The 19,906-nt window shown below is 64.4% G+C and carries 14 protein-coding genes and 1 riboswitch; of the genes, 9 read left to right on the top strand and 5 right to left on the bottom strand.

What is annotated here, in order from left to right:
• Nucleotides 1-45 precede the first annotated feature (45 nt).
• The 4 genes from MON38_RS12290 (at nt 46) to MON38_RS12275 (ending at nt 7,255) form a co-directional block, all read left to right on the top strand.
• Complete coding sequence (locus MON38_RS12290; RefSeq protein ID WP_241936466.1) at nt 46-2,508, top strand: TonB-dependent receptor; 2,463 nt, start codon at nt 46-48, stop codon at nt 2,506-2,508.
• A 155-nt stretch (nt 2,509-2,663) separates the two neighbouring features.
• Nucleotides 2,664-3,521 (top strand): transporter, encoded by an 858-nt coding sequence (locus MON38_RS12285; RefSeq protein WP_241936465.1) that lies wholly within the window; start codon nt 2,664-2,666, stop codon nt 3,519-3,521.
• 134 nt (nt 3,522-3,655) lie between these two features.
• A riboswitch (cobalamin riboswitch) is annotated at nt 3,656-3,869 on the top strand.
• 167 nt (nt 3,870-4,036) lie between these two features.
• Nucleotides 4,037-6,118 carry a TonB-dependent receptor plug domain-containing protein gene (locus MON38_RS12280; RefSeq protein ID WP_241936464.1) on the top strand — a complete coding sequence of 694 codons (2,082 nt, stop codon included), beginning with the start codon at nt 4,037-4,039 and terminating at the stop codon, nt 6,116-6,118.
• 66 nt (nt 6,119-6,184) lie between these two features.
• A complete protein-coding gene (locus MON38_RS12275; RefSeq protein ID WP_241936463.1) occupies nt 6,185-7,255 on the top strand; it encodes a DUF5074 domain-containing protein in 1,071 nt (356 codons plus the stop codon).
• A 92-nt stretch (nt 7,256-7,347) separates the two neighbouring features.
• Here MON38_RS12275 and MON38_RS12270 read toward each other — a convergent pair whose 3' ends face one another.
• On the bottom strand, nt 7,348-8,133 hold the full coding sequence (locus MON38_RS12270) for a hypothetical protein (protein ID WP_241936462.1): 786 nt from the start codon (nt 8,131-8,133) through the stop codon (nt 7,348-7,350).
• Between the two features lie 62 nt (nt 8,134-8,195).
• A complete protein-coding gene (locus tag MON38_RS12265) occupies nt 8,196-9,167 on the bottom strand; it encodes a YihY/virulence factor BrkB family protein (RefSeq protein WP_241936461.1) in 972 nt (323 codons plus the stop codon).
• 159 nt (nt 9,168-9,326) lie between these two features.
• On the opposite strand from MON38_RS12265, the gene MON38_RS12260 reads away from it, so the two are divergent.
• Complete coding sequence (locus MON38_RS12260; protein ID WP_241936460.1) at nt 9,327-10,142, top strand: DUF6503 family protein; 816 nt, start codon at nt 9,327-9,329, stop codon at nt 10,140-10,142.
• 119 nt (nt 10,143-10,261) lie between these two features.
• Here MON38_RS12260 and MON38_RS12255 read toward each other — a convergent pair whose 3' ends face one another.
• Nucleotides 10,262-11,005 (bottom strand): DUF3891 family protein, encoded by a 744-nt coding sequence (locus MON38_RS12255; protein ID WP_241936459.1) that lies wholly within the window; start codon nt 11,003-11,005, stop codon nt 10,262-10,264.
• 122 nt (nt 11,006-11,127) lie between these two features.
• On the opposite strand from MON38_RS12255, the gene MON38_RS12250 reads away from it, so the two are divergent.
• Nucleotides 11,128-12,042, top strand: coding sequence for an alpha/beta fold hydrolase (locus MON38_RS12250; RefSeq protein ID WP_241936458.1), 915 nt, complete (start codon nt 11,128-11,130; stop codon nt 12,040-12,042).
• 130 nt (nt 12,043-12,172) lie between these two features.
• Here the strand turns inward: MON38_RS12250 and MON38_RS12245 are convergent, their stop codons facing one another.
• Both MON38_RS12245 and MON38_RS12240 read right to left on the bottom strand, forming a co-directional pair.
• Nucleotides 12,173-13,447 carry a sensor histidine kinase gene (locus MON38_RS12245; protein ID WP_241936457.1) on the bottom strand — a complete coding sequence of 425 codons (1,275 nt, stop codon included), beginning with the start codon at nt 13,445-13,447 and terminating at the stop codon, nt 12,173-12,175.
• Nucleotides 13,448-13,575: 128 nt separating this feature from the next.
• Nucleotides 13,576-14,256, bottom strand: a complete 681-nt coding sequence (locus MON38_RS12240; RefSeq protein WP_241936456.1) for a response regulator transcription factor — start codon at nt 14,254-14,256, stop codon at nt 13,576-13,578.
• Nucleotides 14,257-14,568: 312 nt separating this feature from the next.
• Here MON38_RS12240 and MON38_RS12235 point away from each other — a divergent pair, with 312 nt between their 5' ends.
• The 3 genes from MON38_RS12235 to MON38_RS12225 all read left to right on the top strand — a co-directional run bounded on the left by MON38_RS12235 (nt 14,569) and on the right by MON38_RS12225 (nt 19,785).
• Entirely contained in the window at nt 14,569-17,301 is a 2,733-nt protein-coding gene (locus tag MON38_RS12235; protein WP_241936455.1) for a TonB-dependent receptor, read from the top strand.
• A 210-nt stretch (nt 17,302-17,511) separates the two neighbouring features.
• Nucleotides 17,512-18,861, top strand: coding sequence for a CitMHS family transporter (locus tag MON38_RS12230; protein WP_241936454.1), 1,350 nt, complete (start codon nt 17,512-17,514; stop codon nt 18,859-18,861).
• A 114-nt stretch (nt 18,862-18,975) separates the two neighbouring features.
• Nucleotides 18,976-19,785 (top strand): TerC family protein, encoded by an 810-nt coding sequence (locus MON38_RS12225; RefSeq protein ID WP_241936453.1) that lies wholly within the window; start codon nt 18,976-18,978, stop codon nt 19,783-19,785.
• Nucleotides 19,786-19,906 lie beyond the last annotated feature (121 nt).

Below are 19,906 nucleotides of genomic sequence, written 5' to 3'. Positions count from 1 at the left end.
AGCCGGCCGGCTGGCTATTGCCATTTGCCAACTGCTAAAATGCCCATGAAAATTCTCTTACTCATTCTCTGCTGGCTGCCGCAACTGGCTGTTGCCCAGGCTGCCGAAGTGACCGGTGCCGTGCGCGACCAGCAGCGCCAGCCAGTGCCGTTTGCTAGCGTGGGCGTGGTGGGCACCACCGTGGGCGCGACTGCCGACGCAGCCGGCCGCTTCGAGCTGCGCGGTGTGCCGGCGGGGCCGCAACGGCTGCGGGCCAGCGCAGTGGGCTTCGCGCCCGCCGAGCGGCGCGTGACGGTGGCCGCTGGTGCGCCACTCACCATTGATTTCGGGCTGACGACATCTGCCGCCGACCTGGGCGAAGTGGTGGTGACGGGCGTGAGCCGGGCCACCGAACTGCGCCGCAGCCCCGTGCCCATTGCCACGCTGGGCCGCCGTGAAATCACCCTCAACGCCAACACCAACGTCATCGATGCGGCCGTGCGCGGCATCCCCGGCCTGAGTGCCGTGACGACGGGACCCAACGTGTCGAAACCCTTTATTCGGGGCTTGGGCTATAACCGCGTGCTGACCTTGTACAACGGCCTGCGGCAGGAAGGCCAGCAGTGGGGCGACGAGCACGGGGTGGAAGTAGACGGCTACGACATTGAGCGCGTGGAAGTGGTGAAAGGCCCCGCCAGCTTACTCTACGGCTCCGACGCGGTGGCTGGGGTGGTGAACCTGCTGCCTGCTTTGCCCGACGGCCCCGATGGTCGGCTGCGTGGCGATGTACTTAATGAGTATCAGTCTAATAACGGACTGATTGGCAATTCCCTGGGCCTGAACTACCAGAATCATGGCTTCCAGACCAGCTTTCGGGCCAGCCACCGGATGGCCCGCGACTACCGCAATAGTGTGGATGGCTTGGTATACAACACCGGCTTCCGCGAGCTGACGCTGACGGGCATGGTGGGCCTGAGCAAGGCCTGGGGTAGTACCCACGCCTACCTCACGCTGTACGACAACCGCCAGGAAATTCCGGATGGCAGCCGCGATTCGCTCAGCCGGCGCTTCACCCGGCAGGTTTTCGAGAGCGGGCTCGATGACATTAAGAACCGGCCGTTGGTGGGGGAGGAGGAGCTGAATTCCTACGCCATCAGCCCGCTGCACCAGCGCATCCGGCACTACCGCGTGTTCACCAAAACACAGGTGCACCTGGGCGGCGGCGAGCTGCACCTGCTGCTGGGCGCGCAGCAAAACAACCGTAAGGAGTTCAACCACCCCACCGCGCCCAGCCAAGCCGGCCTGGCCCTGCAGCTCACCACCTACACCTACGACGTGCGCTACCACCTGCCCGAGTGGCAGGGCCTGCAAATCAGCGTCGGCAGCAACGGTATGGGGCAGCTCAACCGCCACCAGCAGGCCACCGACTTTCCCATTCCCAACTACGATTTGCTCGATGCCGGCGGCTTCCTGCTGCTGAAAAAGCCGCTGGGCCAGCTGGAGCTGAGCGGCGGCCTGCGCTACGACACGCGGCTGGTGACGTGGTCGGATTTCTACGTGGCGCCCAACCCCGCCACCGGCTTCGATGCGCAGGTCCAGGCCGGCACGGCGGGCGCGCAGCTGCAGTTTCCGGCGTTTCGGCAGTGGTACCGGGGCGTGTCGGCCAGCGTGGGCGGCAGTTGGCTGGCCACCGAGCGGCTCACGCTGCGCGCCAATCTGGCCCGTGGCTACCGCGCCCCCAACATCCCCGAAATCGGCTCGAACGGCCTCGACCCCGGCGCGCACATCGTGTACCTGGGCAACCGCGACTTCCGGCCCGAGTTCAGCTGGCAGCAGGACGTGGGCGCGCTCTGGCACCAGCCCACGGTCGATGTGAGTGTGGAAGTCTTCCACAACTACGTGCAGAACTTCATCTACCAGGCCCGCTTGCTGGACGCGGCCGGCCAGCCGGTCGTCATCGTGCCGGGCAATACCACCTACCAGTTTCAGCAGGCCGCCGCCCGTCTCTACGGCCTCGAAGCCAGCCTGAGTTTGCGCCCAGCCGCCCTGCCCTGGCTGACCAGCACCAGCAACATCGCCTTCGTGAACGGCGAAAACGCCGACGCCGCCCGGCTCGAGCGCGACGGCCCCGCCGCCCGCTACCTGCCGCTGCTGCCGCCGCTGCGGGTCCGCACCGAGCTGCGCGCCACCCTGCCCGCCCGCGAAGGCGCCCGCCTTACGGCCACCTACTTCCGCGCCAGCCTTGATGCCAGCGCCCGCCAAAACCGCTTCCTGGCCCTCGACAACAGCGAAACTGCCACCGCCGGCTACGCCCTGCTGGGGCTGGGCGCGGGCACCACGCTCACCAGCCGGGCCGGCCGGCCAGTGGCGCAATTCGTGTTGCAGGTTGATAACGTGTTCGATACGCCCTATCAGGCCCACCTCAACCGGTTGAAATACTTCGAGTACTACGCCGCCTCGCCCACCGGCCGCACCGGCATCTACAACCCCGGCCGCAACGTGGCGGTGAAAATGGTGGTGCCGTTTTAGATGGGAGTAGAGCTGACTTTAGAACGTCATGCAGAGCGCAGCGAAGCATCTTTACCGCAGCAGTAAATAAGTGCATTGAGCAGTAAAGATGCTGCGCTGCGCTCTGCATGACCCGCTTTTTCCGGTCAAAAACCAACGTGGCCCGTACTGCGGCCATGAAACACCTTTTCACCCTGCTGGCGCTGAGCAGCCTGCCCTGCCTCGCCCAGGCGCAGGCGCCCGCCAAAACTTCGCCCTACGATTCGGCCCATTTCAGCTGGCGCAAGCCGGTGCCACGCAACCGCCTGCGCGAACTGCAGCCCGACCGCCCGGGCGTTACCGAGAGCCCGTTTACCGTTGATGCCGGCCATTTTCAGCTGGAAATGGATGCCCTGCGCCTCATCAACAGTGGTTCGGGCGCCAACAGCCGTCGCGAGTGGCACGCCGCCTACTCCATGCTGAAGCTGGGCTTGAGCCGCCGCACCGATATCCAACTCGAAGTGCCCGTTTACAGCGTGGCTAAGCAGCAGCCCGATGACCCCGCCGAAGGCCGGGAGCGCCACGCCGGCTTCGGCGACGTGACGGTGCGCCTCAAGCACAATTTTGTGGGCGACGACCAATTGGGCCGGTTTGCCATGTCGGTGATTGGCTACGCGCGCCTGCCCACCGGCGGCCAGGTTGGCGACGGGGCCGTGGAATACGGCGTGGTGCTGCCCCTCGACGTGGAGCTGACCGACGACCTCAACCTCGAAGCCCAGGTGGCCTCCGAACTTGACTACGACCGCGAAGCCGGCCAGCGCTACCTCACCATGATGCCGTCGGTGGCTTTCGAGTACGACTTTGCCAAGCGGCTGGGCATCATTACCGAAGGCGTGGCCCAGTGGAACACCGAGCAGCGCCGCTGGCTGTCGTCGGTGAACGTGGCGCCCATCATTAAGGTGAATGCCAACGTGCAGCTCGATTTCGGCACCCACCTGGCCCTGAACCGCCTCACCGACCACGAATACTTTGTGGGCATGACGCTGCGCCGGTAGCCCTGTAGCGCGCGCGAGAAAGAACGTCATGCTGAGCTTGTCGAAGCATCTCTACCGCTCCACGTGAATCGTATCAACGAAGCAGTAGAGATGCTTCGACAAGCTCTGCATGACCGTTCCTGTTAGTCGCTGTCGTATCTTTGGGCCGCCAAGGTGCCAGACCCCAATCGCGGGGCGCGGCTGAAAAGGGAATCCGGTTCAACGCCGGAGCTGTCCCCGCAACTGTACGCTTCATATCGGAGCGGGCCACACAAGCCACTGATTTTCGGTTGATTAGCAACCGTAAGCTGGGAAGGCGGCCCGTTCGGCGAAGCAAGCCAGGAGACCTGCCCGGGCATTCACAGGTTCAGCATTCGCGGAGGACGGATGGAGAAAGAGAGCAGCGGCCGCCCCCGGGCAGCCACCTTACCCCCTGTTTTTCGGCCTCGGTCTGGCAGCGGGCTTCTTCCAAAAGAAGAGCTTGCGGGCAGATTTTGAATCGAATTTTCTTCAGTGAGAATTTGATTCGGTTGCGTTTGAATTCCTTGTTTCGCCGGCTGCTGGCCGGTGCGCTGCTGGCCCTGGCTGCGATGGGCGGCGCGTGGGCCCAGGCCCCGGCCAACCCCGCCGGCTCGCCCGCGCCCGCCGACTCGGCCCGTCTGAGCCGGCGGCAGCACCGCTTGGGCGAGGTGCGCGTGCGCGCTATTGGTCCCGAGCGGTTTGCCGTGGGCAGCACCCTCACCGAGCTCGATTCGGCGGTGCTAGCTCAGTACCGGGGCAGCAACCTGGCCGAAGTGCTGCAGGCCCGCACCCCGCTGGCGCTCAAATACTATGGCCCGGGCCAGCTGGCCACTATTGCCCTGCGCGGCACCTCGGCCCAGCACACGGCCGTGCTCTGGAACGGGCTGAACATCATGCTGCCCACGCTGGGCCAGACGGATTTTGCGCTGCTGCCCGTGGGGGCCAGCACCCGCGTTAGCATCCAGCCCGGGCCGGCGGCGGCGCTCTACGGCAGCGGGGCCGTGGGCGGCGCGGTGTTGCTCGATGCCGCGCCGGATTGGCGCGTGGGGCATCGGGGGAGCGTGCAGCCCGAGGCCGGCAGTTTTGGACTGGTGGGCGGCAACCTGGATGTCCGGGCTGCCTCGGCGGCGGTGGCGGTGCGCGTGGCCGCCGGCTACCGCGAGGCGCAGAACAACTATTCCTACCTGGTGCAGGAGGCGCGCGGCCCCGTGCGCTACACGCTGCAAAACGCGGCTTTGCGCCACCAGTGGAGTTTCAGCCCCGACCTGGCCTGGCGCGTGGGCCGGGCCGGCGAGCTCAGCGTCGCCGCTTGGCTGACGGACACTGACCGCGAAATCCAGTCCGGTACCGGCATCATCGGCGGGCAGGCCCGCGAACGCGACCAGAGCCGACGCCTCACGCTGGGCTACCGCCACGTGGCCGCCCGCAGCCAGTGGAGCGGCCGTGCTGCTTGGTTCGAGGACGTGCTGAACTACCGCGACGGCGGCGCGCCCAGCAACTCGCGCGTGCGCACCACCCAGGCCCAGGCCGAGCACACCGCTGCGCTGGGCGCGCGCGGCAGCCTGCGCCTGGGGGCCGAAGCCCAGCATTTTGCGGCGTTGGTGGATGGCTACGGGGCCGTTCCGGTAACCGAGAACCGCGCCGCCGCCTTCGCCCTGCTGCGCTACGACTCGCGCCCGACCCTGCGCCTCTCGGCCAACCTGCGGCAGGCCGCGCTGCCCGCCGGCCTGGCCCCCCTCACGCCCACCGTGGGCCTGGAGTGGGACCTGCTGCATCCGGCAGCCAATGCCTCAGCGGCCGAAGCCGAAACTGCTGCCCCCGCTGCTGCGGCAGCCGCTTCAGAAACGGGGAAGCTGGATTTGCCCCCCTCACTCCCTTACTCAGTTACTCATTTACTCACTTTCAGCGCCAGCGCGGCCCGCAGCTACCGCGCTCCTACCCTGAACGAGCGGTACTGGCGGCCTGGCGGCAACCCCGACCTGCGCCCCGAGTCGGGCTTCGGCTACGAAGCCGGCCTGCGCCACCGGCTGGCCGGCCAGCCGGGCCTGGTGCTCGAAACCGAGCTTACCGCCTTCCGGCAGGAAGTGGACAACTGGGTGCAGTGGTTGCCTACTGCCGGCACGGGCATCTGGAGCCCGCGCAACTTGCGCCGCGTGCGCAGCCAGGGCCTCGAAGCCAGCACGGCGCTGCGGCGGCAGCGGGGCCACTACACCGGCAGCGCGCAGCTGGCCTACCACCTCACCGATACCCGCAAAACCCAGGGCGCGCCCGACGACCCCGACCCCGTGGGCGTGCAGCTGGCCTTTGTGCCCCGGCACCAGGCTAGTTTTAGTACCGACCACCGCTGGCGTGGCTGGCTGGCCAGCAGCACGCTGGTGTTCAGCAGCTACCGCTACATCAACGCTTCGGGCCAGGACTACCTGCCCGGCACGCTGCTGCTCGGGGCCACGCTGGGGCGCACGCTGCCCGGGCCGGCCGGCACGAAGCTGCTGCTGCTGGCCCAAGCCAGCAACCTGCTGGGCCAGGCCTACGAGAGCTACCCCGGCCGGCCGGCCCCGCCGCGCAGCGTGGGCGGCAGCCTGCGGGTCGATTTCTGATTTCATTTTTCTCTTCAACACCCTATTTGCCGGCTGCGGTCGGCGCTGTTTTCCTCTTCTTTTTTTATGAAAAATCTGACCCCTCTGGCCCTGGCGGCTCTGGCGCTGCTCGCTTCCTGCGACCCGAAAAAGGAAATTATTACGGAGCCCGCTCCGCTTACTACCAGCGTGTATGTGCTAAGCGAAGGCCAGTTTGGGGCCGGCGACGGCGCAGTGAGCGTGTTCGACCGCACGGCTAAAACGCTGACCGTGGATGCCTTCGGCAGCGCCAACAGCGGGGCCAAGCTCGGCGATGTGGTGCAGAGCATGGGCGTGCAGGGCAACAAGGGCTACATCGTAGTGAATGCTTCCAACAAAATTGAGGTGGTGAACCTGCCCGATTTCAAAACGGCCGGTACCATTGCTGGCCTCACGCAGCCGCGTTACTTCACTTCCACCTCGGCCACGCGCGGCTACGTGACGGAGTGGCGCGGCCCCTACACCGGCTACCTGCCCGGCGTGCTCAGCATCATCGACCTGACGACCAACACCGTGAGCAGCCGCGTAACGGTGGGCCGGAATCCCGAGCAGCTCTTGGCCCTGGGCGGCAAAATTTACGTGCCCAACAGCCTCGACAATACCGTGTCGGTGATTGACGAGGCTACCGGCACGCTCAGCAGCACCATTACGGTGGCCGATGGCCCCGGCAGCATGGTGGCCGATAAAGACGGCAACCTGTGGGTGCTGTGCTCGGGCTTCGTAACGTACCTGTCGGTGCCGCCCTACACGGCCACGCGCGTATCGAACGGCACCCTGGTGCGCTTCAACCCGGCCAGCCCGGCTACCCAGCTCAAGCTGACTTTCCCGGGCACGGCCAGCCCCGGCCAGCTGCGCATCAGCCCGGCCAAGGACCAGCTTTACTACCGTTTCGGTGGGGCCGAGTACCAGTTGAGCACCAGCGCCACGGCCCTGCCCACCACCCCTTTCCTGCGGCGTAGCTTCTCGGGCTTCGGCATCGACCCGCGCGACAACACCATCTACGGGGCCCTTGCGCCCAGCTACAACAGCAACGGCCGCTTCGTGCGCTACCAGCCCAACGGTACGCCCATCGACTCCTTCACCGTGAAGGTGGGGCCGAACGGGTTCGTGTTCAACTAAGCGGCGCTTCCCACATTTCCTTCCTTTCTGCAAAAAAAGAAAAAGGCCTCTGCCGGTTGGCAGGGGCCTTTTTGTGTTCGGAAAAGCAACCGTTACTTCGCTTGGCCGAAGCGGAAGGTCACGTCGGCGTAGGGCCCAACGGCCCCGTTACGGTTGCTGATAGCGCTGCTGCCGGACTGCTCGCGGTAGTCGTAGGCCAGGTAGGCCAGGCCCAGGCTGGCGCTCAGGCGCGGCCACACGGCCCGGCCACCCGCCACGCCTGCCAGCGCCGAGATGCGCCGGCCGCTGCTGGTGTGCAGCAGGTAGGTTTCATCGACCAAAAACAAGCGGCGGCCCAGGCGCGTGGCCCCGCCCAGCATCAGCACGGGCGTGCTGCCAAAGCCCCCGCTGCCGCTGAAGCCAAAGCCCACGCCGGCCGTGAGCTGGTGGTCGGCCGTGCCCAGCGTGGCGTTGGCGTAGGTGAGGCCCACCGCCGTCCCATTCACGTACAAGCCAAAGGCCCCTGCGCCCACGTGCACCCGCTCGCCCACCGGCACGCTGAACTTGGGCGTGATGCCCACCAGATTATACTTGCCCAGCCCCGGCACAAACGTGCCCAGCACGCCCACCGAAACCCGGTCGCTGATGCCGTAGTCGGCCGCCAGGGCAAATACGGCGATGTCCTGTACCGTGCCTTCGCCGCGCCGCAGGTTGCGGGCCGTGGGGCCGACGAACAGGCGGCTGCCGTTGCCGGCGTAGGGGCGGGCCGGGGTGCCGGTGGCTTTAACCGCGGTGTCGGGCGGTGCTACCTGCGCGCGGGCCGGGCCAGCGGCCAGGGCCGCCCCCAGCAGCACGAAGCGGCCCAGATGGGCAGGGATGGAGCAGAAGCGAGTGCGCATGAATCGATGAAAGCCTGACTCAAAGATGGGCCAGCGGGGCTGGTTTTGCCAGCCTCGGGCGGCTACTTGCGCCAGCTGCCGGTGGCGTGGGGCCGGCCGGTGGCCTTTTCCTCGTCCGACTCGCCGGGCGGAATCTCGCACCAGTGCACGCGCACGGCGTGGGCCTTGGGGTGCACTTTCTGGCCGAAGGCATCGGCAAATTCCTGGGTGAACTCGGCCCCGAAGAAGATGATGAGCGACGAATAGTTGACCCACAGCAGCAGCACGATGGCCGAACCCGCCGCCCCGAACGCAGAGCCGGGGTCGGCCTTGGCAATGTAGAAGGCGATGAGGAACTTGCCCAGCACGAACAGCAGCGCCGTGATAAAGGCCCCGATGCCCACGTCGCGCCAGCGAATAATGGCATCGGGCAGGAAGCGGTAGATGAGCGCGAACAGCAGCGTGGTAATGCCCAGCGACAAGCAGAAGTCGACCACCTTAATGGCAATGACGCCAGCTTCCGGAATCTGGCGCTGCAGCCAGCCGGTGAAGGCTGAGAGCACGGCGCTGATAACGAAGGAAATGAGCAGCAGCAGCGCCACACTCAGAATGAGCCCGAACGACAAAAACCGTTGTTTGATGAACGCGCCGATGCCAATGCCGGTGGTTTTTACCCGCAGGTTCCAGATGTCGTTGATGCTTTCCTGCAGGGTGACGAAGAAGGTGGTGGCGGCGAAAAGGAGGGTGGCCACGCCAATGGTAGTAGCTACCGGGCCGCGCTGCTGCAACGTGAACTTGGCAATGCTATCCTGCAGGAATTTGGCCGAATCGGGCCCGACCAGGCCCTTCAGCTGCCCGTACACCTGGCCCGAAATGGCCTCGCCGCCATACACCGAGCTGGCAATGGTGATGACGATGAGCAGCAGCGGCGGCAGCGAGAAAATGGTGTAATACGACAGCGCCGCCGCGTGCCGGAAGGAGTTGTTGTTGTTGAACTCGCCCGCCGAAGACTTGATGACGGCGAGGATATCGGAAAACTTGTAGTGCGTGGCCATGCAGAACTGGAAAGGACGTGCCGGAACAGGCGGCACCCGGGCTAGTACGCACGCGGCGGGGTGGCGTTGGCATTACTTGCAGGGGCGGCCCCATGGCCAGGCGGCGTTACCGTGCAGGCAAGCCACCCCCGGCGGCCGGTTTTCCGTATGCTTGCCCCTATGCGACTACTTATTCAAATTGCCCGCCCGCTGGTATTGATAACCGGCTTGTGCGTCCTGCTGGCCGCCCCGGCCCAGGCCCAGAAAAAAGTCAAAGTGGCCAAGGGCTCGTACCCCGCCGCCGAGGGTTTCGACGCGGCGGGCTCCGATGCCAAAGCCGTGACCATTGCCGACCGCGTGATGCGCGAGATGGGTGGTTACGAGGCCTGGCAAAACGCCCGCTACTTCGGCTGGAGCTTTTTCGGAGGCCAGTACCAGGTGTGGGACAAATACACCGGCGACTTCCACTGGGAAAAAGACACGCTGGTGGCCAACTACAACCTGAACACCAAGCGCGGCCAGGTGTACAGCCGGGGCCGGGACATTTCGACCACGCCCGCCGGCCAGAAGGTGCTCGACAAAATGAACCCCATCTGGATAAACAACATGTACTGGCTGCTCATGCCCTTCAAGCTGAAGGATTCGGGCGTGACCCTCGCCTATAAGGGCGAAGCCAAAACTCAGGCCGGTGCCCTCGCCGATCTGCTCCAGATGACCTTCAAAAACGTGGGCGTGACGCCCCAGAACCGCTACGAAATCCTGGTGAACCGCGCCACCGGCCTCGTCGATGAGTGGGCCTATTTTGCCAAGGCCGACGATGCCCAGCCCGCCTTCCGCCGCCGCTGGGCCGACTACGCCCGCCACGGCCAGCTGTTGCTCGCCGCCGACCGCAGCGACGCCGCCAAGCCCGCCCGGCTCGACAATATTTTCCAGGGCCAGGCCGTGCCGGCCGGGGTGATGACGAGTGCGGTGCCGGTGGCGAAGTTGAAGGAGTAGCGGAAGGCACTTGTCATCCTGAGCGCAGCGAAGGACCTTATCACGTCAGCACGAAGCGTTCTAGCGTGATAAGGTCCTTCGCTGCGCTCAGGATGACAGCCGATTTTACCAACCATCAACTACCCCCGCCGCAGCACCCACCGGCGCGTCTCCACCGGCGCATTACGTAGCGCGGCGGCCAGCTCGGCATCGTCTTTAAACTGCAGCTGCGTGAGCATGCTCGCCTCCACGCTCACCTCGATTTCGGCCGCCTGAAACGGCCAGGGCTTGATGACCACCGGCGTGCCCTCGCCATCGGGCTGGGCCAGGGTGTGCACCGTGCCATCGGGCCCGCGGTGAATTTCCACGGCCCGGCCCATCTCCGGGATTTCGTGGCGGCAGAGGATGAGTGACAGGCGGTCGGCCCAGTGCAGTAGGGTGTAGGCTTGGTCGGCTTCTTTTTTGGCGAGCTTGAGTTCGCGGCGCCACTGCTGCTGCCGGGTGCGCAGCTCGTCCAGAAAGCCGTCGATTTCCTTGTTCTGGCCCCGCAGGTTTTCGTAGAGGCAGCTCAGGTGCAGGCTGGTGAGCAGGCTGCGCCAGCGCCCCTGGAAACGGGCAGCGGCCAGCACCCCGGCGGCCTGTTCCAGCGAAAATTCCTTGTGCGTGAAATTGGCCGGGGCCCCGGCGGGCGTGAGGCCGTAGTGGCCGCCGCGGCCTTGCCAGGCGGCCTGCTCGTCGTCGTGCTGCGCGATGGCGGCCAGCAGGCCCACCCAGCGGTCGGGCGGCAGGGTGGGGGGCCAGGCGTAGGCGAGCTGCGCCGCCAGCAGCGCGTGAGCCTGCTGGTAGATGATTTCCCAACCGGCGGCGGTGTAATTAACTATCATGGGGAATTGGAAGCAGTGCAGCGCGATAAGTATTACCGCTAGTGCTAACTGTCCGACTCAAGCCGAGGTTGCCGCGAACACCAGATTGGCCACTGCTCCAAGCTACGCGTATGCAACGGCGCATGTCCGCTTCGCTTACGCCCGAATCCCTCACCGTCCGCTTGCCCGACGGCCGCACCCTGGGCCTCACCCGCCACGGCGACCCGGCGCACCGGCCGGTGGTATTTCACCACGGCTTCGGCTCCTCGGGCCTGGAGCTGCCGAACGACCCGGCCCTGCTGGCCCGCCTGCAACTCCAGGTTCTCGCCCCCGACCGGCCCGGCGTGGGCCAGTCGAGCGTATTCCGCGCCCTCACTTTTCCTTCGTTTGCTGATGATGTGGTGGCCATGCTCGACGCGCTCGGAATTGCCGGGCCGGTGGGCGTGATGGGCTGGTCGGTGGGCGGGGTGCACGCGTTGGCGCTGGCCGCGCGGCACCCGGCGCGGGTGGCGGCCGGGCAGCTGCTCAGCACCTGCCTGCCGCTGGGCGAGCGTGCCGCCTACCCGCACCTTTCGCGGCTCTGGAAGCTGCTGCGCTGGGGCCAGGTCGGCTTTCCGTGGCTGAACCGCACCACCTTTCTCTGGCTCAGCCGGCAGTGGCAGCACCGCCCCGACCGCACGATTGACTGGTTTATCCGGCTCATGTTTTCGGAAGAGGCCCGCGTCACCACCCGCTTCCGGGCGCTGTTGCGCGATGCCGCCGTGGCCGGTTTCGCTCACCACGGCCGCGGCGTGTACGACGATGCGCAGGCCTGGTGCCGCCCGCCCGGCTTCCGCATCGAGGATGTGCGCGCTCCCGTGCGCCTTTGGCACGGCCAGGCCGATGGCGTGTGGGCCCCCGGCAATATTCCGTATCTGGCCCAGCGGCTGGGCGGCGCGCCCGTGCACCTGCTGCCCTCCCAGGGTCACATGCTGTACTTGGAAAACTGGGCGGCGATACTGACGGAGATGAGCGGGCTGCTGGATAGTAAGGCAGCCGAAAATAGAACGTCATGCTGAGCGTAGTCGAAGCATCTCGCTTGCCACCACTAATCCTTTTTAACCGAAAGTCGGCGTAATCAACGATTGATTCAGTGCCACACGCGAGATGCTTCGACTACGCTCAGCATGACGGGATTATAAGCTGACCCTACCCCAGCCGCACGCGCATCTGGTGCCGGCCGGGCTCCTCGTAGTGGTAGCTCAATAGAAACCCGTACGTTTCGCACACCTGACGAGCAATGGCCAGCCCCAACCCCACGCTGCCCGGCGCGCGCTCGGGCCCGGGCCGGAAGCGCACGAAGAGCTGGTCGGCGGGCAGGGCGCGAGAGCGGCCGGTGTTTTCCACCGTCAACAAATCTGGGGTGAGGGCTACGCGCACCACGCCGCCCGCCACGTTGTGCCGAATGGCATTGCTGAGCAGGTTGCTCACCAGAATATCGAGCAGCGAACGGTTGGCGGCCAGCGGCAGCGCAGGCACAATTTCGGTGCTGAGGGTGAGGCCCGCGCCGGCCAGCTGCTCGCGTAGCTGCCCCAGCTGCGTGCGGATGGTGGCGGCCACATCCACGGTTTCGGTGGGGAAGAACAGCTGCTGGTCGAGGTGCGCGAGCAGCAGCAGGCTGCGGCTGAGGTGGGTGAGGCGCTGCGTCACGTCGAGCAGCGGCTCGATATGGCTGGCCTGCTCCTCCGTCAGGCCGGGGGCCTGCACCAACATATCGAGCTTGGTGCGCAGAATGGCCAGCGGCGTTTGCAGCTCGTGGGCCGCGTTTTCGGTGAATTCCTTCTGGCGGTGGTAGATGCGCTGGTTGCGGTGCAGCACCCGCCCGATGGCCGCGTTCAGCGCCTTGAACTCGGGGATGCGCGTGGGCGCGAGGTGCACCGGTTCGGGCTGGTCGAGCTTGTATTTCTGCAACTCGCCCAGCGTGTGGTAGAACGGGCCCCACAGCCGCCGCGCCAGCACGTGCTGCAGCACCAGCAGCCCCACCAGCAGCGCCCCAAACAGCAGCGCCCCCGCCTGCCCGATGCGCGCCAGCAGCTCCTGGCTATCCAGCATCGTCGTGCGCAGCTCCAGCCGGTACGGCTGCCCCTGAAACATCACCGGCGCGGCCAGCTGCCGGTAGGGCACGGTCTTATTAACGAGCTTATTATACATCATCCGCACGCTGAACGCGGCTGGCGGTCCCGGCGCGGCCAGCGGCACAAACTCCACGTTGTGGTCGAGCTTATGCCAAAAGTCCAGGTCGGCCGGCGAGCGCAGGTACAGCCGCAGGTCGTTATCCACGCGCAGCTTGCGCCGGCTCAACGTGCGGTCGACGTATTGGTAATAGATTTTGCGAATGAAGTTGTAGTACACGAACGTGCCCGCCGCCGCCACCACGCTGGCGTAAATCAGGAAAACGACGGTGGTGCGGGCCAGCAGCTTCATGGTCGGATGCGACTTAGTTGAACGGTCATGCAGAGCGCAGCGAAGCATCTCGCCTGTGGTAGCAACTCATTATTGATTGATTAGTGATAGCAGGCGAGATGCTTCGCTGCGTTCTGCATGACGGTCGTTTAATTATTCGGCTCGAACCGATACCCTAGCCCGTACACCATCCGAATGTAGTTCGGCGCGCCTGCCTCCGTGAGCTTGCGCTTGAGATTTTTGACGTGGGCGTACACGTTTTCGAACGTGTCGAACTGCTCGGCCGCATCGCCCGACAAATGCTCGGCAATGGCCCCTTTTGTGATGACGCGGCCCTGGTTCGCCAGCAGCAGCAGCAGTAAATCGAACTCGGTGCGGGTCAATGTCAACGGTTTGCCGGCCACGGCGGCGCGGCGAGCGGGCACGTCCACCGCCAGCTCACCGGCGTGCAATAGGTTGGTGCCCTGGTAGTGGCGACGGCGCACTAGCGCGGCAATGCGGGCGCTGAGCTCGGGCAGGTAGAAGGGCTTGGGCAGGTAATCGTCGGCCCCCAGCTCCAGGCCGGTGATGCGGTCGTCGACGGCGGCGCGGGCGCTGGTGATGATGACGCCGGTGGCTTTCTGCTGCTTTTGCAGCTCGCGCAGCAGGTCGAGGCCGTCGCCGCCGGGCAGGGTGAGGTCGAGCACGATGCACTCGTAGTCGTGCAGCGCCATTTTCTCCTGCGCCTGGGCGTAGGTGGTGGCCGTTTCGCACACGTAGTGCTGGGCTTGCAGGTAGCTCACCACGCTGGCCAGCAAGGCCGGTTCGTCTTCAACGAGCAGCAGTTTCATGTGGGGTATCGATGGGAATGAGCGGCAAGGTAGGGCTGGTTTGGGCGCTTGGCTGCTTTTTCAGAACGTCATGCAGAGCGCAGCGAAGCCTCTTGCCCGCAGTCAGTAAATCAATCGATAGGATTAGTGGTGGCGGGCAAGAGGCTTCGCTGCGCTCTGCATGACCGTTCATTTTACTTGCGCTAAATCCAAATAAGTAAGCGCCCACTCACTATTTTCTGAAAAATTCCAAATCTTCCAAATGTATTCTAAATCGCCCCGCTACTTCGCTTCCCAAACCACGCAATCATTCCCACCTCCATCAAAATTCCCATGAAGCGAATCATACCTTCCTCCTCCCTCTCGGCCCGGACGGCGGGCGCGGCGCTGCTGCTGGCGGCGCAGTGCGCGGCCAGCCCGGCGGCGCACGCGGCTTCGCTGGCTCCGGCCGTGGCGGCGGCCCCAAACGATTTCGGGGCGCTGGCCCGCCGGCCACTCAAGGGCCGGATTGTGGACGGCAACGACCAGTCGCCGCTGGCGTTTAGCTCGGTGGCCATCAAAGGCACCAACCGGGGCACGACCACGGATGCCGACGGCCGCTTCACGCTGGATGTGGAAGACGGCGACGTGCTGGTGGTGACGTACGTGGGCTACGAGCTACGTGAAGTGCCCGTGCCCGCCGGCGCCACCACCTTGGATGTGCCCATGAAAACCACCTCGCACGCCATTGCCGACGTGATTGTGGTGGGCAACCGCGCCTCCGAAGCCCGCACCAACGTGGACCTGCCCGTGCCGGTGGACGTGCTCACGGCCAAGGAAATCACCAAAACCGGCCAGACCGAGCTGGGCCAGATGATTCACTTCACCGCGCCCTCGTTCAACTCGACTAAGCACGCCATCAGCAACGTGACTTCGTACGTGGACCCGGCGACGCTGCGCGGCCTCGGCCCCGACCAGACGCTGGTGCTCATTAACGGCAAGCGCCGCCACCAGTCGTCGGCCCTGAACGTGAACAACGTGGTAGGCCGCGGCTCGGTGGGCACTGATTTGAACGCCATCCCGACGGCGGCCATTGAGCGCGTGGAGATTCTGCGCGACGGCGCGGCGGCCCAGTATGGCTCCGACGCTATTGCCGGCATCGTGAACATTGTGCTGAAGAAAAACCCGCGCGGCGGCATCGTTAACGGCAATTATGGCGTGACGGCCATGGGCGACGGCCACACCTTCGACCTCGGCGTGAACTACGGCCTGCCCCTAGGCAAGCGCGACGGCTTCCTGAACCTGACCGCCCAGGGCCACCACAACACGCCCACCAACCGCTCGGGCGACTACACCGGCCGCGTATACGATTCCGACAAAGCCAAAGACGACGCCCTGGTAGCCCAGAACGGCTTCAACCGCCACGTGACCACCTACGGCACGGCCAAAAACACGATGGGCCAGTTCTTTTATAACGGCGAAGTGGCGCTGGGCGACGCCTGGCGGCTGTATTCGTTCGGCGGGTACTCTTATAAAGACATGACGGCCTACGGCTTCTTCCGCAACCCCAGCAACAAGGCGCGGGCGGTGCTTTCGCTGTTTCCGAACGGCTACAACCCCGTGTTCCCGGCTACGGTGCAGGACGTAGCTTCCACCGTGGGCCTGCGCCGCAAAACGGCCGGCGGCTGGAACCTCGATTTCAGCGTGGGCGGCGGCCAGAACATCATCAAGACTTACGCCAACCACACCGTTAACCCTTCCTACGGCAGCAATTCGCCCACCTCGTTCTACACCGGCACCAATAAGTTTGGGCAGGTGCTGGCCAACGTGAACGTCTCAAAATCCTTCGAAGTAAGCAGCCTGAAATCGTTGAGCCTGAGCTACGGCGGCGAGTTCCGGGTGGAGCAGTACGAGCTGCTGGCCGGCGACGAGGCTTCCTGGAAAAAAGGTCCGGTAACCACCAACAACCCCGACGTGGGCAGCAGCGGGCGCGAAGGCATCGCCGCCGTGAACGCCGTTTCGCGCACCCGCAACAATGCCGGTGTGTACGTCGACGTGCTCAGCGACATCACCGATAAGTTTCTGGTGGGCGTGGCCGGCCGCTTCGAGCGCTACTCCGACTTTGGCAGCAACGTGAGCGGTAAGATTTCGACCCGCTACAAGTTCTCCGAGATGTTCTCGGTGCGCGGCTCTATCAACCGCGGCTTCCGGGCCCCGTCCATGCACCAGCTCTACTATTCCAACTACGCCGATGCCCAGTGGCTGACGCTCAACGGCGTGTTCGACTCGTACCCCATTGCCCACCTGCGCAACGACAACCCCTACGTGCAGGCCCTCGGCGTGGGCAAATTGAAAGCCGAAACCACGCTTGACTACAACCTCGGCTTCACTGCCCAGGTCACGCCCGACCTGACGTTTACGGCCGATGCCTACCAGATTGACATCACCGACCGCGTGGTGATTTCGGGCCAGCTCGATGCCACCAAGCCCGCTCTCGCGCCCGTGTTCAACGGCTCGGGCTACGCCCAGGTGCAGTTTTTCTCGAACGCCCTCGACACCCGCACCCGCGGCCTCGACGTGGTGGCGAGCTACCGCAAGCGCATGGGCCGCGACCAAGATTTCGGCCTGAACCTGGCCATGGCCCTGAACTCGACCAAAGTAGTGGGCGAAGTGCGCACACCGCCGTCGCTGGCCAACCTGGGCACCCCGCTCGTCGACCGCGTGATGATTGGCCTGATTGAGGTGGCTCAGCCGCGCTCCAAGTTCATCGGCTCGGCCAACTACCGCTTCAAAAAGCTCGAAGGCCTGGTGCGCGCTACCCGTTTCGGCCAGGTCACGGCCATTCAGAGCACGGCCGAGCTCGACCAGACCTTCTCGGCCAAGGTTATCACCGATGCGTCGCTGACCTACAATTTCACGCCGCGCGTGGGCTTCACGCTGGGCGCCAACAACCTGTTCGATGTGTACCCCGACCAAATCGCCTTCCCCTCGCTCACGGCCTCGGGCCAGACGCCCTACACGCGCTTCACCTCGCAGTTCGGCTTCATGGGCGCGTATTATTTCTCGGCCCTGCGCTTCAGCTTCTAAGCGAACGATTGATTCAGAACGATAAAAAGAACGTCATGCAGAGCGCAGCGAAGCATCTTTACCGCATTAAGTAACTCATTCGCTGCAACGGGTGAGGTGGGACGAATTCGTTGCTTAGGTTGGTGAATATACAGCGCAACGAAGCGGTAAAGATGCTTCGCTACGCTCTGCATGACGTTCTAAAATTTACATCTTTATTACCCCGCCACCATGCTCGCACTCGCTGGCTTTGCCATGATTCTCACCTTCATGGTGCTGATTATGACGAATCGTCTGTCGGCCATCACGGCGCTGCTGCTGGTGCCGGTGGCCTTCGCGGTGCTCACCGGTTTCGGAGGGCAAATGGGGCCGATGATGCTTGACGGCATCAAGAACATTGCGCCCACGGGCATCATGCTGGTGTTCGCCATCCTCTACTTCGGGCTGATGACAGATGCCGGGCTGTTCGACCCGGTTATCAGCCGCATCCAGCGCGTGGCCCACGGCGACCCGCTGAAAATCATCATCGGCACGGCGCTGCTGGCGCTGCTGGTGTCGCTCGATGGCGACGGGGCCACCACTTACATCATCGTGGTCACGGCCATGCTGCCGCTCTACCGCCAGCTCGGTATCAACCCGCTGATATTGACTTGCATGAACATGCTGGTGGGCGGCGTGATGAATATTCTGCCCTGGGGCGGCCCCACCGCCCGCGCCATGAGCGTGCTGCACCTCGACAGCACCCAGCTTTTCAACCCGCTGATTCCGTCCATGGGCGCGGGGCTGTTGTGGGTGTTCTTCGTGGCCTGGCGCTTCGGCAAGCGCGAGCGGAAACGGCTGGGCCTGGAGTATCTAAACCAAGTAAATAAGAAAAAGTCCGTGGTTTTCGGCCTCGCTGCTGGCCTGCCCCAGCCCTTGCCCGAATGCCCCGACCTGGAGCTTTCGCCCGAAGACCAAGCCCTGCGCCGCCCCAAACTGCTGTGGGTGAATGCGCTATTGACGATTGGGCTGATGGTGGCGCTGGTGCGCGAGCTGCTGCCGCTGCCGGTGCTGTTCATGCTGGCGTTTGCGCTGGCGGCCGTGATTAACTACCCCAATTTGTCGCAGCAGCGGCAGCGGTTTGCGGCCCACGCCGGCAACGCGCTGTCGGTAGCGGCGATGGTGTTTGCGGCGGGCATCTTCACCGGCATTCTCAACGGCACGCACATGGTTGATGCCATGGCCCAGACGTTTGTGCAGCTGGTGCCGGCCGCCTGGGGCCCGCACTTCCCGGTGCTGACCGGGCTGGTGAGTGCGCCGCTCACCTTTTTCATGTCGAACGACGCGTTCTACTTCGGCATCCTGCCGTTTTTCACCAAGGCGGCCTCGGCATTTGGCATCGGCGCGGCTACGATGGGCAAGGCCTCACTGCTGGGGCAGCCGGTGCACCTGTTAAGTCCGCTGGTGCCGTCCACGTATTTGCTGGTGGGTTTGGCCGGGGTCGACATCGGCGCGCATCAGCGCTTCACCCTCAAATGGGCCGGCGGCACGGTGTTGGTGATGCTGGCCGTGTCGCTGCTGCTGGGCATCATTCAATTGTGATTATTAGAACGTCATGCCGGGCGTAGCCGAGGCATGACGTTCTTTTGTATTCCATGCACTCTGGCATCATTCCGCCTACTGCCTCGTTACTCAGCTACCCTAGCTTTTCCCGCCGTGAATCAATACATCGAGCAAATTCTGCACAACCCGCTGGCCTCGCTGGCCATCGTGGGCAACCTGGTTATCATTGAGAGCCTGCTTTCGGTGGACAACGCCGCGGTGCTGGCTACGATGGTAGGCGACCTGCCCAAGGAGCAGCGGCATAAGGCCCTGCGCTACGGCATTTTCGGGGCGTATATTTTCCGGGGGCTGTGCATTCTGTTTGCGTCGTTTCTCATCAAGTTCTGGTTTTTGAAGCCGTTGGGCGGGCTCTACCTGCTGTACCTGGTTTTCGACCATTTCAAGGCCCGGCCGGCGCACGATGAGGAAAAAATTGAGAAGGAAAAAAGCTGGATTTACCGCAACACGCTGGGGTTGTTCGGCAAGTTCTGGGCCACCGTGGCCCTGATTGAGCTGATGGATTTGGCCTTTTCCATCGATAACGTGTTTGCCGTCGTCGCCTTCACCGACAACCTGATTCTGATTTGCGTGGGCGTGTTCATCGGCATTCTGGCCATGCGGCTGGTGGCGCAGGGCTTCGTGCTGCTCATGGGCAAATACCCGTTTCTGGAAACCGCCGCTTTCGGCGTTATCGGCCTGCTGGGCCTCAAGCTGGTGCTCTCGCTGGTGGCTCATTTCCTGCCCGGCCACCCGGTGAGCGAGGCGCTGGAAAGCGAAACCGCCGACGTGGTGATTACCGTGCTCACGGTAGCCGCCTTTGCCGTGCCGTGGGCCACATCGGTGCTGTTCAACGTGCCCCGGCACGCCGGCGGCAGCCGGCCCACCGAACCTAAAGCAGCGGAGACTTCGCAGCAGCAGGCCTGATTACTCGGGAGTCAATTTTATGCCCACAACGCCCCGTATCAAGTTAATGCGGGGCATTGTGGGCTTTAAGGAAAACAGCCGCTGAAACTTTTTCGGGGCAGCAGGCAACCAAAAGGTGACG

Origin of the sequence: Hymenobacter cyanobacteriorum (genome assembly GCF_022631375.1) — a bacterium.
GTDB lineage: Bacteria > Bacteroidota > Bacteroidia > Cytophagales > Hymenobacteraceae > Hymenobacter > Hymenobacter cyanobacteriorum.
The sequence above is the reverse complement of the archived record's forward strand: the minus strand, read 5'-3'. Positions and strand labels throughout refer to the sequence as shown.

Excerpts from the sequence above, each read along its gene's own strand:
- MON38_RS12290 (WP_241936466.1), top strand. The coding sequence starts at position 46 with ATGAAAATTCTCTTACTCATTCTCTGCTGGCTGCCGCAACTGGCTGTT.
- MON38_RS12285 (WP_241936465.1), top strand. The coding sequence starts at position 2,664 with ATGAAACACCTTTTCACCCTGCTGGCGCTGAGCAGCCTGCCCTGCCTC.
- MON38_RS12275 (WP_241936463.1), top strand. The coding sequence starts at position 6,185 with ATGAAAAATCTGACCCCTCTGGCCCTGGCGGCTCTGGCGCTGCTCGCT.
- MON38_RS12270 (WP_241936462.1), bottom strand. The coding sequence starts at position 8,133 with ATGCGCACTCGCTTCTGCTCCATCCCTGCCCATCTGGGCCGCTTCGTG.
- MON38_RS12265 (WP_241936461.1), bottom strand. The coding sequence starts at position 9,167 with ATGGCCACGCACTACAAGTTTTCCGATATCCTCGCCGTCATCAAGTCT.
- MON38_RS12260 (WP_241936460.1), top strand. The coding sequence starts at position 9,327 with ATGCGACTACTTATTCAAATTGCCCGCCCGCTGGTATTGATAACCGGC.
- MON38_RS12255 (WP_241936459.1), bottom strand. The coding sequence starts at position 11,005 with ATGATAGTTAATTACACCGCCGCCGGTTGGGAAATCATCTACCAGCAG.
- MON38_RS12250 (WP_241936458.1), top strand. The coding sequence starts at position 11,128 with ATGTCCGCTTCGCTTACGCCCGAATCCCTCACCGTCCGCTTGCCCGAC.
- MON38_RS12245 (WP_241936457.1), bottom strand. The coding sequence starts at position 13,447 with ATGAAGCTGCTGGCCCGCACCACCGTCGTTTTCCTGATTTACGCCAGC.
- MON38_RS12240 (WP_241936456.1), bottom strand. The coding sequence starts at position 14,256 with ATGAAACTGCTGCTCGTTGAAGACGAACCGGCCTTGCTGGCCAGCGTG.
- MON38_RS12235 (WP_241936455.1), top strand. The coding sequence starts at position 14,569 with ATGAAGCGAATCATACCTTCCTCCTCCCTCTCGGCCCGGACGGCGGGC.
- MON38_RS12230 (WP_241936454.1), top strand. The coding sequence starts at position 17,512 with ATGCTCGCACTCGCTGGCTTTGCCATGATTCTCACCTTCATGGTGCTG.